15 protein-coding genes are annotated in these 14687 nt (G+C 66.1%); 10 read left to right on the forward strand and 5 right to left on the reverse strand.

Annotated features, from left to right (window positions below; translation table 11 throughout):
• Positions 1–531: 531 nt before the first annotated feature.
• Together JOE30_RS19150 and JOE30_RS19155 are read right to left on the reverse strand one after the other, a co-directional pair.
• Positions 532–1653 carry a hypothetical protein gene (locus JOE30_RS19150; RefSeq protein ID WP_204868590.1) on the reverse strand — a complete coding sequence of 374 codons (1122 nt, stop codon included), beginning with the start codon at positions 1651–1653 and terminating at the stop codon, positions 532–534.
• Between the two features lie 111 nt (positions 1654–1764).
• Positions 1765–3165 carry a cytochrome P450 gene (locus tag JOE30_RS19155; RefSeq protein WP_204868591.1) on the reverse strand — a complete coding sequence of 467 codons (1401 nt, stop codon included), beginning with the start codon at positions 3163–3165 and terminating at the stop codon, positions 1765–1767.
• A 560-nt stretch (positions 3166–3725) separates the two neighbouring features.
• Between JOE30_RS19155 and JOE30_RS19160 the strand changes: the two genes are divergently transcribed.
• On the forward strand, positions 3726–4610 hold the full coding sequence (locus tag JOE30_RS19160; protein ID WP_204868592.1) for an aldo/keto reductase: 885 nt from the start codon (positions 3726–3728) through the stop codon (positions 4608–4610).
• Between the two features lie 683 nt (positions 4611–5293).
• Here the strand turns inward: JOE30_RS19160 and JOE30_RS19170 are convergent.
• Together JOE30_RS19170 and JOE30_RS19175 are read right to left on the reverse strand one after the other, a co-directional pair.
• Positions 5294–6418, reverse strand: a complete 1125-nt coding sequence (locus tag JOE30_RS19170) for an NAD(P)/FAD-dependent oxidoreductase (protein ID WP_204868593.1) — start codon at positions 6416–6418, stop codon at positions 5294–5296.
• 195 nt (positions 6419–6613) lie between these two features.
• Positions 6614–7060: a MarR family winged helix-turn-helix transcriptional regulator gene (locus tag JOE30_RS19175; RefSeq protein WP_204868594.1), complete on the reverse strand. Its 447-nt coding sequence runs from the start codon at positions 7058–7060 to the stop codon at positions 6614–6616.
• Positions 7061–7744: 684 nt separating this feature from the next.
• Between JOE30_RS19175 and JOE30_RS19180 the strand changes: the two genes are divergently transcribed.
• The 7 genes from JOE30_RS19180 to JOE30_RS19210 all read left to right on the forward strand — a co-directional run bounded on the left by JOE30_RS19180 (position 7745) and on the right by JOE30_RS19210 (position 12413).
• Complete coding sequence (locus JOE30_RS19180; RefSeq protein WP_204868595.1) at positions 7745–8197, forward strand: VOC family protein; 453 nt, start codon at positions 7745–7747, stop codon at positions 8195–8197.
• A gap of 92 nt (positions 8198–8289) precedes the next feature.
• Positions 8290–8691, forward strand: a complete 402-nt coding sequence (locus JOE30_RS19185; RefSeq protein ID WP_204866059.1) for a helix-turn-helix transcriptional regulator — start codon at positions 8290–8292, stop codon at positions 8689–8691.
• A complete protein-coding gene (arsB, locus tag JOE30_RS19190; RefSeq protein ID WP_204868596.1) occupies positions 8688–9797 on the forward strand; it encodes an ACR3 family arsenite efflux transporter in 1110 nt (369 codons plus the stop codon). The genes JOE30_RS19185 and arsB overlap by 4 nt, the downstream gene beginning before the upstream one ends.
• A complete protein-coding gene (locus JOE30_RS19195) occupies positions 9797–10450 on the forward strand; it encodes an arsenate reductase ArsC (RefSeq protein ID WP_204868597.1) in 654 nt (217 codons plus the stop codon). The genes arsB and JOE30_RS19195 overlap by 1 nt, the downstream gene beginning before the upstream one ends.
• Before the next feature lie 40 nt (positions 10451–10490).
• Positions 10491–10913, forward strand: a complete 423-nt coding sequence (locus tag JOE30_RS19200) for an arsenate reductase ArsC (protein ID WP_204868598.1) — start codon at positions 10491–10493, stop codon at positions 10911–10913.
• Complete coding sequence (locus JOE30_RS19205; RefSeq protein ID WP_204868599.1) at positions 10910–11317, forward strand: low molecular weight phosphatase family protein; 408 nt, start codon at positions 10910–10912, stop codon at positions 11315–11317. Before JOE30_RS19200 ends, JOE30_RS19205 begins: the two co-directional genes overlap by 4 nt.
• Positions 11318–11354: 37 nt before the next feature.
• Entirely contained in the window at positions 11355–12413 is a 1059-nt protein-coding gene (locus JOE30_RS19210) for an ArsO family NAD(P)H-dependent flavin-containing monooxygenase (protein WP_204868600.1), read from the forward strand.
• 58 nt (positions 12414–12471) lie between these two features.
• Here the strand turns inward: JOE30_RS19210 and JOE30_RS19215 are convergent, their stop codons facing one another.
• The gene (locus tag JOE30_RS19215; protein ID WP_204868601.1) at positions 12472–12918 is read right to left on the reverse strand and encodes an ArsI/CadI family heavy metal resistance metalloenzyme; all 447 of its coding nucleotides are present in this window, start codon (positions 12916–12918) and stop codon (positions 12472–12474) included.
• 97 nt (positions 12919–13015) lie between these two features.
• Between JOE30_RS19215 and JOE30_RS19220 the strand changes: the two genes are divergently transcribed.
• Together JOE30_RS19220 and JOE30_RS19225 are read left to right on the forward strand one after the other, a co-directional pair.
• A complete protein-coding gene (locus tag JOE30_RS19220; protein ID WP_204868602.1) occupies positions 13016–13375 on the forward strand; it encodes an Rv2640c family ArsR-like transcriptional regulator in 360 nt (119 codons plus the stop codon).
• 216 nt (positions 13376–13591) lie between these two features.
• A complete protein-coding gene (locus JOE30_RS19225; protein ID WP_204868603.1) occupies positions 13592–14623 on the forward strand; it encodes a zinc-binding dehydrogenase in 1032 nt (343 codons plus the stop codon).
• Positions 14624–14687: the final 64 nt, after the last annotated feature.

A 14687-nucleotide genomic window follows, 5' to 3' on the forward strand; every position in this document is an offset into this window, starting at 1 on the left:
GCAGGCGAGAAGATTTCGGCCGAGGACCCGTGCGTCGTCAACCACACCGCGCCGAAGACGGTCGCTGCGAGCCCGATGCCGGTCGCGGCCAGTTTCATCCGCAAGCTCTGCTCCCCAACTTCCTGGAGGACAGCGCTGCCAGCCCAGCGAACATGCACAAGAAGATCGACCCGATAAATAGGGCATCGAGATCCAGGAGACGAGCCAGGGCGAACAGCACCGCACCGATCCCGATCAGGACAAGCTCGGTGAGCGGCTGGCGAGGCGGACGTTGCGCGTTCATCGAGGGTTCTCACCGAACTGCGCGCTGACGTGCCACGCCGTAGGCGTTGCACGCGCCTGTTTGCCGTGCTTTGCGCTCTGCATGAACCAACGCTCGCACGTCAGCGCGGCGCGCGACAGCGTAGAAACCCCTGACCCCGAAGCAAGATCTACGCTGCTATCGCAGGTGAGTCACGTGGGTCGCACGGTCCCAGCCGGCGCGGTGGTCGAGCGCCGCGTCGCATGACCCATCGAATACCGCACGCCAAGTCACGCCGGACACGGCCGCTCCTCGGTCCACACAGGATGTTCTCCATTGTTGTCGCACAGCCACACTCGGGCACTTCCGCTGTCGGACGTTGCGGCATCGGTGAGCCAGTACGTTTCGTCGGGCGCCCAACCCGCGATGACACTCGCCGTGTCGTCATCCACGCCGATGGCCGTCCCTGCTGCGACGAGGTATCCCCCGACCGTTAGATGCACACCGTCGTAGTGTTCGGCCACCAGTTGCCAGTCGGGCATGACCCACCGTCCGTCCCGGCCCGTGGTGTTGTACCAGTCGTGCCGCTTCTGCGCGGTGACCGTCACGGGGAACCGTCTGCACAGCTCCGCCCACGCCTGCGCGCCGTCGACCTCGTACACGCGAACACCCTCAGGAACGTGCAGACGCCGAGAGACCGCCCGCTCCCACCCCATACCGTCCTCGACGAACCACAGCTCGGACGGGGTTCCGTCGGACAACAGTCGCGTCGAGCTCCGTGTCGGAGGGCACGACCACCATTGACCGCCGTAGGCCGCGGATGGATCCGTCGGCCGCTCACGCGCTGCCCGCTCCTCCTGCTCTACTGTGCGAACGGCGTAGTCGCGCAGCAACTCGGCGGTAGATGGCGCCGACGAGTCATCCGGGAAACCCGCATCGGGGTTCTCCCACCCCACCATCCACTGATCAGTGGTCACCAGACCCGTCCACCACCACTGTGTGTGCGGCGACGCTGCGACGTGCTCGGCGATCCGTCGCAGCTCAGTGCGAACGGACTCGGTGGCCGCAAGCACGTCCTGACCGTCCGGTGGCTGCCAGTACCGGGCGAAATCCACTGACAATGCGAGAGCCGAGCGCAACGCCGTCGCCGTCACCTTTGGAAGCTGCACCCGAGACAGGCGATACGCCACATCGTCCGCGGTCACCACCGTCCGCCGCGCCTCGTCTGCGCCGGGCCCGAACATCACGACTCCGCTACCTAGATCGACGTCCAGGTGGTACGAGGCGAGGAACACAGCGGTGTGCAACGAGTCCTCGGAATGTGCGCCCGAATGTTGCTCCGCGAGCAGCGCGTACTCGAGGAGCAGTCGACGACCGCGCGGGCCGGCCAGCAACGCCTCGACTGCACTCATTCGTCCACCATCGCAGACGGTGCAGCACCTGGCCAACGGATATCGACATCGCTCCGGGGATTACAGCACCTGGCCTTATCCCATGCCGATACTTGCGGACTCGGATCAGCTCTACGAGCGACGGCCGACCTGCAGTCGCAGGTCCCGCGGTTTGAGCGTGATGGTCTCCTCCACCTGCAGAACATAACCGGTCTCAGGAACCAGGGTCCTCTGCTGAACGATCATCGCCAGTGCGACCAATATTTCGTGGTACGCGAACTGGCGACCGATACATGCCCGCATACCGGTGCCGAACGGCTTGTACAGGTCGGCGAGATTCGCCGGCACCCGCGACCGCTCGAACCGGTCGGGGTCGAAAGCCTCAGGGTCGCTACCCCATCCGGCGTCACGATGAAGTTGCAGCAGGACGACGAAGACCCACTCCCCCTTCTCGAATGGGTGCTCTCCCACCCACGTGTCCTGCCGCGCCTTTCGGAAGTAGCCGGGCGCCACAGGCCACAACCGCAGAGTCTCGTCGACGACGCGGCGCAGATACCGCAGCTTGCCCACGTCCTCGAAACGAAGCTCGCCCTCGGGCCGAATCAGCTCGACCTCGGCCCGTACTCGTTCCGCGACCTCGGGATGCAGCGACAGGAAGTGGAGCGCGAAGGCCATGACACCGGCCGACGTCTCCTGCCCCGCCACGAGGAACGTCAGGATCTGGTTGCGAATGTTCTCGTCCGAGAGTCCCTGCCCTGTGGCAGGATCGACCGTGTCGAGCATGAGACCGAGCAGGTCGCTACCACCGTCACCACTGCCGCGCCGTGCTGTGACGATGTCGTCGACTATCCGTCGAACAGCCACCACGTCGGCCTCGTGTCGGTCTCGCTGACGGCGGAACACAGTGGCCTCCACCACGGGATGTGAGTAGGCCGCTCGATTGATGTAGCGCAGGGCGCGCGAGATGCGCACGATCAGCTCGTGGGGCTCTGCGGTGTCGAACGATGCGAAGTCGTGGCCGAAGGCGACGTCACTGATGATCTCGAGAGCGAGCTTGTTGGTGTCCGCAGGAACATCGACCCAAGCGTCAGCACCGAGTTCGTCCCAATACGCCGACAAGCGAGTGGTTCTCGCGACCATCGCGTCGTGGTAGCCGCGCATCGCCGACTGCGTGAACGCCGGCGCCAGGATGGCGTGCGCCGCTGCCCACGACGGCTCCGAGTTGTGGGCGGTGAACAGCCCGTCGCCCGCGACGGAACGCAGGTTGCTCAGCGGCACACCGAGGAACTTGGCCCACGTCTTCTCGTCGTTGACCGCAGCCACCTCCGTGGGCCCGGACACGTACGTGACCCGAGTACCGAAGACGTTGCGTTCGAAGATCGAGCCGTACTTCTGCGCATCGCGCATACCCCATTGGCTGGACTCGGTCACGTGAAGATCGAGTACGTCTCCCAACATCGGCAGACGCCTCGGCGGATGGGGCAATCTCCGATTGCTTGCTCGTATTGCGCGGTTCGTCTCGGACGTGGTCATGCAGGCCCCCGGCCGTGTCGATGTCTATGGGTGTGAGCGTCGGCCACGAGTGGCCGATCGACACCAGAGCAATCGTGCGCGATTGCAGGACGAAAGGTCACGTGTAGCGCGAAACGTAGGTGTCGTGCACGACTGTGTGCCATCGGCCTGATGACGCCGGCTGACGTACGTCCTGATCACGCGAGACGTACGGCAGGAATCTCCACCGGATGCCTCGGATTCGGGCCACAGTGTTGAGTAAGTGTTGACCTGCGCGACCGCGGCAATCCGATCGTCGCTGTGTGTCTGCGTGTGGATGTGAAAACTACGAAGCCCGTGTCGGTGCCCGTACCTTCAGTGTGTCTGATCCGCACCCGGGTGGAACCGACCGATCAGCGCGCTCAGGCCAAGAAGGGCCGTACGCGGTCCCTCCGTCGCTGCGGCGTATCGCCGCCGCCTCGATACCACGACTGTGACGCTCGAAGGCTCGGTCATGGAGTGTTTCTTCCGGCTCGATCGTGGGCTGACAGAGGCAACGACGGTGCCTCCCAGAGTCCGTGAGGCGCGTCTACATTGGAGTCATGAGCATTCCGACGATCACCTTGAACAACGGCGTCACGATGCCTGCCCTCGGCTACGGCGTCTATCAGACCCCTCCTGATGAGACCGCCGATGCAGTCGCTGCCGCGTTGGAGGTCGGCTATCGGCACATCGACACTGCTGCGGCGTACGGCAACGAGAAGGGTGTGGGCGCTGCCATCGCACGCTCGGACCTGAACCGGTCCGACATCTTCGTCGAGACGAAGGTGTGGATCACCGATTTCGGCTACGAGCAGACGCTGCACGCTTTCGACAAGAGTGCAAGCAAGCTGGGGATCGAACAGATCGATCTGCTGATACTGCATCAGGCTCTGCCCGGCGAGTTCGAACGCACCATCGGCGCGTACAAAGCGTTGGAGACGCTGCTCGCGGACGGCAAGGTGCGCGCGATCGGCGTCAGCAACTTCATGCCCGATCACTTGACGCGGTTGGCTGACAACACCTCGGTCGTCCCCGCCATCAATCAGATCGAGGTCCACCCGTATTTCCGCCAGTCGGCTCTGTTGGCCGATGACGACGAGCGCGGCATCGTTTCGCAGGCGTGGTCGCCGATCGGCGGCATCACCTTCTACCGCGATGGTTCGCACGGGTCGACGCTGAAGGACCCCACCATCGTCGCAATCGCGGACGCGCACAGCAAGACTGCGGCGCAGGTCATGCTGCGTTGGCACCTGCAGCAGGGCAGGCAGGTGATCCCCAAGTCGGTGACTCCGTCGCGCATCGCCGAGAACTTCGATGTCGTCGACTTCGAACTCAGCGCCGACGAGTTGGCTGCCATCGACGCACTCGACACCGGTGTGCGCGGCGGACCCGAACCTGAGGACATCACCATGGACAAGTTCGGCATCGACATCCCCGAAGCGTGAAAGCCAGGCGGAGGAGCATTTTCGCCCCGCACTATTGCCGACACCCGCCAAAGCTGGGTGCCGGATTCGCTGACCAGGGCCGATCGCAGCACCGCATGGGCCCGTAATGACGCGCAGTGCCCTGGGACGACGGTGTCGAGGGATAAGGGGATCGAGCGCAGTGCGTGGAGGGCGTAGCGGGGTGAATTGACCGGGTCGGTGTCAGTTGTTGTGGAGCCGTAGGCCGATAGGTGAGTTACTGAATTCCGTCGTCGCAGGTTCGGCTGTCGATCAGTTCGAGGTCGACATCGGCGGTGCCACAGTAGATGTGGTGCGCACCTATTCGGCTGTCATCACGGGATAGATTGTGAGCTGGAGACGGTCGACGAGGCCGGCGGAGAGTAGAGCGTGGTTCATCGAACCGCTTCCGTACGAGCGCAATGGCACATCGGATTCGGTCTCGAGTCGTGTCACTACGTCGACTGCGTCGCCGGGTGCGAGCGTCGCGTCAATCGATCCCCAGGGGTGTGCTCGCGGCATTCTGTTCGGTGGCACTGCTGAATACGGGTCGACCTCCGTTGCGCCACGATCGGTCCTGTCGATTCCGGTGTCGTCGCGGAACCCTGCCGACCCCGACCGACAAGTAGCGGCCACCGCGTGCCACGTCGCTCGGCCCGGCGCGGACGAACAGTGAGAGCGAGTCTTCACACCCGAGCGGTGACCCCGGTCAGGAGGTCGATCAACCCGGACGGCGACCGATCGCCGAGGCACAGGTCGAGAGTCTCGTGCGCTTCGACGGCCATCGCCGCACTGCGAGTGAACATCGCGTCCTCGAAAGCCACGAGGGCCGCCTCGATGTCGTCCGGGTGCTCGGCAATCAGGCGGCCGAGCTCAGCGCCGTCGAACAAGGCCAGGTTCGCACCGTCACCGGACGGCGGCATCAGATGCGCTGCGTCCCCGATGAGGGTGACACCCGGAACACGATTCCAGCGATGCTGGGTAGGCAGGGTGAAGATCTTACGCGCGACCGGTGTGGTGTCACCGCCCGTGATCAACTCCGTCAATTCGGCTGCCCACTCGTCGAATTCGGCAGCGACCGCAGCGCTGGCGCCCGCGGCGTCGGTGAAGTCGATCGCTGCGACCCACTCCGCGGACCGCGTGAGCTGAACGTAGGTGTGCAGAACATCGCCCGCCTCACGGTGCACGGAGATTCCCTTACCGGGTGTCAGCGCGAACATCGCACCGCCTCCGACCGCGCGAGCGGCCGCGGGATGGCGTTCGTCGACGTCATGGAGGTACGTCTCGATGAACACCGTGTCGACGTAGTGCGGCACCGCCGCGGAGAGTAGAGGTCGCACTCGCGACCACGCGCCGTCCGCCCCGATCAGCACATCGCTGACGACGGTGGTCCCGTCGGCGAAGCGGATCTCGTGCCGCCCGGCATCGAGTGATCGCACCGCTACGACCTTGTGCCCCCAGCGCACCGTCCCGGCCGGCAGCGACTCCATCAGAATGTGGCGCAGTTCGCCGCGCAGCACTTCCGGACGAGTACCCGAACCGTCGTCCGGTTGATCGAGAAGCACTCCCCCGTCCGGACTCAGCACACGAGTGGCCTCGCCGCCCTCGTTCACGATCGCGCGGAACTGCGCGGTGAGCCCGGCGGCGGCGAGCGCCACCTGACCGTCGTGTTCGTGAAGATCGAGCTGGCCACCCTGTCCGCGTGCGCTTTCGGACTCGTAGACTATGGCGGCGATGCCGTGAACGTGCAGGACCCGAGCGAGCACGAGGCCGCCCAGCCCGGCTCCGATGATGACGATCGACGAGCTCATGGCACTCCTCGTTGCAGATGGGTAGCACCGATCGGTGCCGGGGACGGTGGTTGTCGAAGTACTCATGGCGGGCCTTTTCGGGCACGACGTACCCCCGCGTGTGTGTTCGACACGGGACACGTCTGATCGCGCGCTGACGAACGCAGCGCGAGTAGATGTTCGAAAAAGGTTGCGGGTGAACCCGCTTCGGTGGGATCAGGGACGAGTGGGGCGCGGAAGTGCCGCAGTGATCTTGCCGAGCAAGTGATACAAGGTGTCCCGCTCGTCGGGATCGAGCGGAGCGAGTATGAGGTCCTCGGCGGCGCGCATGGCGTCGTCGAAACCTGTGATGAGATCGACGCCGGCTGTCGTGGCGTAGACCCTCTTGCTGCGTACGTCTTCCGACTCGGTACGACGGGTGACGAGCCCCCGCTGCTCGAGCCCCTGCAGGAGGCCGGACACGCTCGCCGCCGTCGTCCGTGTCACGTCCGCGATGTCGCGCTGAATCGCACCCGGGTTCTTGGTCAGGTACCCCAGCACAAAACCCTGTTGATGACTGAGGTCGCGTTCGCGGATCCACTCGAGACCAGCCTGCTGCTGCGCCCAACCGACCCAACGGAGAAGTCCGAGGCTGGTGGTGAACTCGGGTTCGGAAGCAGGCACAGTTCGAAGGTTAACCGTTAGGGACTTAACAGTCAACAGCCGAACCCACCAACCAGGCGGACGGGCGGTCCCGAACACGCAAGTTTTGACCGTAGGGTCATGCACAAGTTGTGGGTGGCACCGAAACCAGAAGACCCCTGATCAGCATAACCGCTGATCAGGGGTTCTTTGTGGTGCGCCCACAGGGACTCGAGCCCCGGACCCAGTGTCCCTGCCCGGTCGAACCCGGGAATCCCAATGGGACCACGAAAGCCCCCTGAACAGCGGTCGTCAAGAGCCACATGACCACACGGGACCACCACATTTCGGGTGGGACCAGGATGAAAGTCGTGAACAAGTCATGAGTGACCTCGAGAATGTCGAGTCCGTCCGATCAAAGTGAAGCGCGGGTGTTGCAGACCGGACGCACGATGCCCGAGAATCGAGAATCGAGAATCGAGAAATCCTCGATGACGTGCGGGCTACCTCCCGGCTGCCACTACACACACTGAGCCGTCAGTGGATCAGAGCATCGCCTGCGATGGACGGCCGGTCTTCCGACCGTCGATCGACTGGCCGCGGCGCTCCGCACAGAAGTCGCGTCGCCATCGGCTTGATTCTCACGGCTGCTGGGCCATCATTCGCCGCGCCGCGGGTGCGGCGTCAGCTCGTTCCTCGTGCAGGTCTTCGGCGTTAGGATTGCCCATGGGCATGTCTAGAGTGGTCCCCGCGCTGCCGGTACGACACATCGAGTCCTCCGTCGCGTTCTATGCCCAATCGTTCGGCTTCACGACCCGGTACTCGGACTCGAGTTTCGCCAAGCTCACCCGTGACGACGTCGAGATCCACCTCTGGGCCGCCGACGACGACAGCTGGACCACCCGCACCGACCCTGCGCCGTGGCCGGTGTGCAGTGGAGCCGAGACGTTCCTCGCGGGCACTGCCAGTTGCCGCATCGCCGTGGACGAGATCGACGACCTGTACACCGAGATGTCCCGAGCGGGCGTTCTTCACCGCGCAGACGTGGGCCGCCCCGTCACGACGGACTGGGGATCGACGGAGTTCGCCACCGTCGACACCGACGGCAATCTGATCACCTTCCACACCGACACCGACTCGAGGCACGAGCCCGGTGTCACCGGCAACAACGCCTCCTGACCCGGCACCACCGACACGCTCCGACACCCCGATCGACATCGTTCACGCGCTGTTCGCTTGACCCCTGATTCGCCGACCGTCAATATAGACGCATGTCGAAACACACCGTGCCCATCGCGGCATCGGACAGCGAGTGCTGCTCCCCGCTGGTTCGCGAACCTCTGACCACCGACTGGGCCGGTGATCTGGCTCGGATGTTCAAGGCACTCGGCGATCCGGTCCGTCTGCGCCTGCTGAGCCTGGTGGCCAGTCACGAGAGCGGCGAGGCGTGCGTCTGCGACATCTCCGGGTCCTTCGACCTGTCGCAGCCGACGATCTCCCACCACCTCAAAGTCCTGCGCGAAGCCGGCCTCCTCGACTGCGAGCGCCGCGGAACCTGGGTCTACTACTGGGTGATTCCCGCTGCGCTGCAGCAGTTGTCGTCGGTTCTCGCCGCAACGGATCCGACCGCCGCAGACGCGAACGTCTCCGGCGCTGCGTTGGTGAGCGCGTGAGCACCGCGGCGAACACCACCGACCACCCCGCCGTCGTCGGCAAGCTCTCCACCCTCGACCGCTTCCTCCCGGTGTGGATCGGCGTCGCGATGGTCGTCGGGCTGCTGCTCGGACGCATGATCCCCGGGATGAACGACGCGCTGTCGTCCATCTCCGTCGACGGCGTCTCCCTCCCCATCGCGATCGGCCTGCTGATCATGATGTACCCGGTGCTGGCCAAGGTCCGCTACGACCGGCTCGACACCGTCACCGGCGACAAGCGACTCCTACTGGGTTCCCTCGCCCTGAACTGGATCCTGGGCCCGGCGCTGATGTTCGCCCTCGCCTGGCTGTTCCTCCCCGACCTACCCGAATACCGCACCGGACTGATCATCGTCGGCCTCGCCCGCTGCATCGCCATGGTCATCATCTGGAACGACCTCGCCTGCGGCGACCGCGAAGCCGCAGCCGTCCTCGTGGCCATCAACTCGGTCTTCCAGGTGATCATGTTCGCCGTCCTCGGCTGGTTCTACCTCTCCGTGCTCCCCGGCTGGCTCGGCCTCGACCAGACCACCATCGAGGCATCACCGTGGCAGATCGCGAAGTCCGTCCTGATCTTCCTGGGCATCCCGCTGATCGCCGGATTCGCCTCGCGGTACTTCGGAGAACGCGCCAAGGGACGCGAGTGGTACGAGACCTCGTTCATCCCGAAGATCGGGCCGTGGGCGCTCTACGGACTGCTGTTCACCATCGTCGTCCTCTTCGCACTGCAGGGCGACCGCATCACCTCCCAACCCCTCGACGTCGTCCGCATCGCGCTCCCGCTGCTGGTGTACTTCGCGGTGATGTGGGGCGGCGGATACGCCCTCGGCGCCGCCATGGGACTGGGCTACGAACGCACCACCACCCTGGCATTCACCGCGGCGGGCAACAACTTCGAGCTCGCCATCGCCGTCGCGATCGCCACCTACGGCGCCACGTCCGGTCAAGCCCTCGCCGGCGTCGTCGGACCGTTGATCGAGGTCCCCGTCCTGGTGGGCCTGGTCTACGTCTCACTCGCTCTCCGCAAGCGCTTCACCTCCGCGCCGTCCGCGACCGCGCCGGTACCCCAGAGCAAGGAATCGTGATGTCCGAGCACCGTGCACAACCGGAACTGCTCATGCCTCAGGCGGTTCTGACCCGCACCGCGCAGACACTGTCGGAGAAGTACGCCGGCATCTTCTCTCCGCAGACGGTGGAGCGGTACGTCTTCGAGTCCTACACCGCACTGCGCCGCACCTCGAAGATCCACACCCACCTGACCACCCTCGCAGGACGGTTCGCCGCCGACCGGCTCACCGCACTCGCTCAGTCGACCGGTGACGCCCCGAAGGAAGTGCCGGAAGTGCTGTTCATCTGCGTGCACAACGCGGGCCGCTCGCAGATGGCGGCGGCACTGCTGACCCACCACGGCGCCGGGCGCGTCCATGTCCGCTCCGCCGGGTCCGCACCCACCTACGCGATCAACCCGGTCGTGGTCGAGGCGATGGACGAGTTGGGCATCGACCTGGGCGATGCGTATCCGAAGCCGCTCACCGACGACGTCGTCGCCGCGGCGGACGTCGTGGTGTCGATGGGCTGCGGCGACGCCTGCGCCGTCTACCCCGGAAAGCGGTACCTGGACTGGGATCTCGACGACCCCGACGGCAAGAACATCGACGACGTGCGCCGCATCCGCGACGACCTCGACACCCGCATCACCACGCTCCTCGCCGAGCTGAGCGCCCACGCGCACGCCTGACACATCCCCGCTGCTGAACACCCGAAAGGTGCACTCCCCCATGTCCGACACACCCAGTGTGCTGTTCGTCTGCGTCCACAACGCGGGCCGGTCGCAGATGGCCGCCGGCTTCCTCACCCACCTCGGCGGCGGCGCCGTCGAGGTCCGCTCCGCCGGCAGCGCCCCCGCCGAGACCATCAACTCCGCCGCCGTCGAAGCGATGGCCGAGATCGGCATCGACATCTCCGACCAGTCCCCCAAGATCCTCACCCCCGACGCCGTGGAGACCTCCGACGTCGTGATCACCATGGGCTGCGGGGACGCCTGCCCGGTCTTCCCGGGCGTCAGCTACCGGGACTGGGCGCTGCCCGACCCCGCCGGCAAAGGCCTCGAGGCGGTTCGCCCGATCCGTGACCAGATCAAGGCCCGCGTGGAAGATCTGCTGGCCGAACTCGTTCCCGCACAGACGGACGCAGCGCGATGAGTAACCCGAGTGTGCTGTTCGTGTGCGTGAAGAACGGCGGCAAATCGCAGATGGCGGCAGGGCTGATGCGCAAAGCCGCCGGCGACGACGTCGAGGTGCACTCCGCCGGCACCGCCCCCGGCAGCTCCGTCAACGCCCTGTCGGCGCAGACGCTGGTCGAAGTCGGGGTCGACCTCACCGGCGAGCACCCCAAGCCGATCGACCCGGACCTGCTGTCGCGGATGGACTACGTGATCACCCTCGGCGCCGAGGCGACCGTCGACCCGGTCGAGGGACCGACCTACTTGAACTGGGACACCGACGAGCCCTCCGCGCGGGGCATCGAGGGCATCGAGCGGATGCGTCTGGTGCGCGACGACATCGCCGCTCGCGTCGACGAACTCACTGCCCGCCTGCGGGACTGACGCCATCACCGCACCGCACAACGACGGCACGAACCAAATGACCACCACCCACGTTCGGGTGGTGGTCATCGGCGGTGGACAAGCAGGCCTCGCCGCCGGGTACTACCTCCGCCGCGCGGGCCTCGAGCATGTGATTCTCGACGACCAGCAGGCCGCTGGTGGGTCCTGGCGGGAGTACTGGCCGTCGTTGCATCTGTTCTCCCCCGCCGCGCACTCCCGGTTGCCGGGGTGGCCGATGCCCCCGTCTCCGCAGAAGTTCCCACCCGGATCGCACGTCGTGGACTACCTGAGCGCGTACGAACAACGGTACGAGCTGCCGGTGCGCCGACCGGTGACCGTGACCGCGGTGCGCCGCAACGGTTCCGCGTACCTGGTCGACACCACCGCGGGAACCTGGTCGGCGCAGGCGGTGATCAACGCGACCGGCACCTGGTCTCGGCCGTTCTGGCCCACCTACCCCGGCATACGGACCTTTCAGGGCCGTCAGATCCACACCGCGCAGTACGACGGACCCGACAGCTTCACCGGACGACGGGTCGCCGTCGTCGGGGGCGGCAACTCCGCCGCGCAGATCGTCGCCGAGATCTCCACCGTCGCCGACACCCTCTGGTTTACCACCCGGCCCCCGCGGTTCCTGCCCGACGACGTCGACGGCCGGGTGCTGTTCGACGTCGCCACCCGACGCGCCCGCGCACTCGCCGCGGGTGACCACGACACCGGCGGTGTGGCCGGCCTCGGCGACGTCGTCATGGTTCCGTCGGTCCGGGACGCCCGCGATCGCGGCGCCCTACGAGCACATCCGATGTTCACCGCGCTCACGGCCAAGGGTGTGGTCACCGACAACGACACCGTCGAACGGGTCGATGCGGTGGTGTGGTGCACTGGATTCCGGCCGGCGCTGCGGCATCTCCAGCCGTTGCACCTGCCCACCACGGACGGAGGGATCGCGATGGACGGTCTGCATGCCGCCGGCGAACCCACGATGGTTTTTCTCGGCTACGGCGACTGGACCGGGCCCGCGTCGGCGACACTCGTTGGTGTCGGCCGCACCGCACGGCACGCGGTGGGGCACCTGACCGCAACCCTCACGGGTTGATCGAACGACCACGGCGGGATGGCTCCGTTCGATGCGGGTGAGCCGACGCGGGCTGGCGTCAGCAGCAGGAGGTGGCCGTCGACGTCGCACTGGTGGTGACGCTGGGTGCGGGCGCCGGAATCGGCTGCGATCCGAAGGTGTCGGAGTCCGCGAGGACGGTGTAGACCTCCCAGCGCTCCCCACCGGGACCGGTCACCCACACCTTGTCCTGGGTGGCGAAACAGCAGGTCGTGCCGATCTCCTCGTCGGTGAACAGCCCTTCGCCGGTCAGGCGGGCGATCTCCTCGTGCACCCGGCTCGACAAGTCGACTTCGACGCCGAGGTGGTTGATGGTGCCGCCCTTGCCGGGGTTCTCGATGAGCACCAGCTTCAAGGGCGGTTCGGTGATGGCGAAGTTGGCGTAGCCGGGCTTGACCTTCGCCGGCGCCACGCCGAAGAGCTTGCTGTAGAACGTGATCGCGGTGTCGATGTCATCGACGTTGAGGGCGAGCTGAGCGCGGGACATGCCGAACCTCCAAGTTTGCGATATATGTCGAACCAGTGACCACCACAGGGTGCGCCACGTATTCGACATATGTCAAGAGCGTTGTAGAGTCGGGTGCGTGCCCAAGACGCTGCCGATCATCGACACCACCACCCCCGTGTGCTGCGCCCCCGTCTCCGCTGCGCCGATGGACGAGCATGCCGCGCTCGAGGTGGCCGTGCGACTCAAGGCGCTCGCGGACCCGATGCGCATCCGGTTGATGTCGTTGCTGCTCACCGACACTGCGGGCGCGGTGTGCACATGCGACCTCGCGGATGCGCTCGGTCTCGCCGAATCCACTGTCAGCCACCACCTCGGGCAGCTCCGCAAAGCCGGCATGGTGGTCTCCGAGCGGCGGGGCATGAATGTGTACTACTCGGCACGCCCGGAGGCACTGGACGCACTCCGTGCAGTTCTCAACCCAACCTGCTGCATCTGACCGTGTCCAGTGGTTGCCGGCGGCCTCAGCCGGTGAGTTCTGCATGCGAGCGATCTCCACACTCGGCGTCTCCGAGACGGTGTGGGCCCCACTACGGCACTGGCGATCACGATGTCTCAGGTCGCCTCCTCAGCGAGTCTCGACCGCACCTCGCGCGTCATCTTCAGCTGACCATCAGCGCGGACGGCCCGTCGTTCGGCGGTGCACAATGACCCCATGACGGACAGGGATCACGCCGAGCAGGGCGGGTCGATGACGGCTGTCGTGACCACCGGCGTCGGGGGCTACGAGCGCCTCGCCGTCACCCAACTGCCGGTACCCGTGCCCGGCGAGGGAAAAGTACTCCTTCAGGTGCTCGCGGCCGGGGTCAACAACACCGACATCAACACCCGCACCGGGTGGTACGGCGACGGAGGGTGGAACGCCCGCACCCCGTTCCCCCTGATCCAGGGCGCCGACGCCTGCGCCCGCGTCGTCTGCGTCGGCCCCGGCGCGGGAACCGGAACCGCCGTGGTCGGGTCGCAGGTGCTGGTTCGACCCTGCTGCACCTCCGCGGAGTCGGGCGAGTCGCGGTGGTTGGGCTCCGACAGCGATGGTGCGTTCGCGCAGTACCTCGTCGTACCCCGCTCCGAGGTCTTCCCGGTCCGCTCCGGCTGGTCCGACGCTGAACTTGCCACCATCCCCTGTGCGTACGGCACGGCGGAGAACATGCTCGAACGCGCCGGCGTCACCGGTGGGCAGAGAGTCCTCGTCACCGGAGCCTCCGGTGGGGTCGGCTCCGCCGCAGTCCAACTCGCGGTCCGGCGCGGCGCGGAGGTAGTCGCCGTCGCCGGCCCCGCGAAGCAGAACCGGGTGCGCACCCTCGGCGCAACCACCGTCCTCGGCCGGGACGACGACCCGCGGACGGCAGTCGGAGCCCGCTCGGTGGACGTGATCGTCGACAACGTCGCTGGAGACGGATTCCCGGCGCTGCTCGAGGTTCTCGTGCGCGGCGGAACCTATGTCACTTCCGGGGCCATCGCCGGAGCGCAGGTGGCCTTGGATCTGCGGACCCTCTACCTCAACGACCTGCGCCTCCTCGGGTGCACCGGGTGGGAGGAATCGGTGTTCGCGAACCTCGTGTCCTACATCGAGAAGGACGAGATCCGCCCCCTGCTCGCAGGCACGTTCCCGCTCCGCGACATCGAGGCCGCGCAACGGCAGTTCCTGACCAAGGAACACGTGGGCAGCTACGTCCTCATCCCCTGACCGCCCGGCACATCCGAAAGACGGTTGGGCAGTCAGATGTCGGTGATGTCGATCAGCCCGTCCC

Origin of the sequence: Rhodococcus sp. PvP016 (assembly GCF_017832185.1) — a bacterium.
Taxonomy (GTDB): domain Bacteria; phylum Actinomycetota; class Actinomycetes; order Mycobacteriales; family Mycobacteriaceae; genus Rhodococcoides.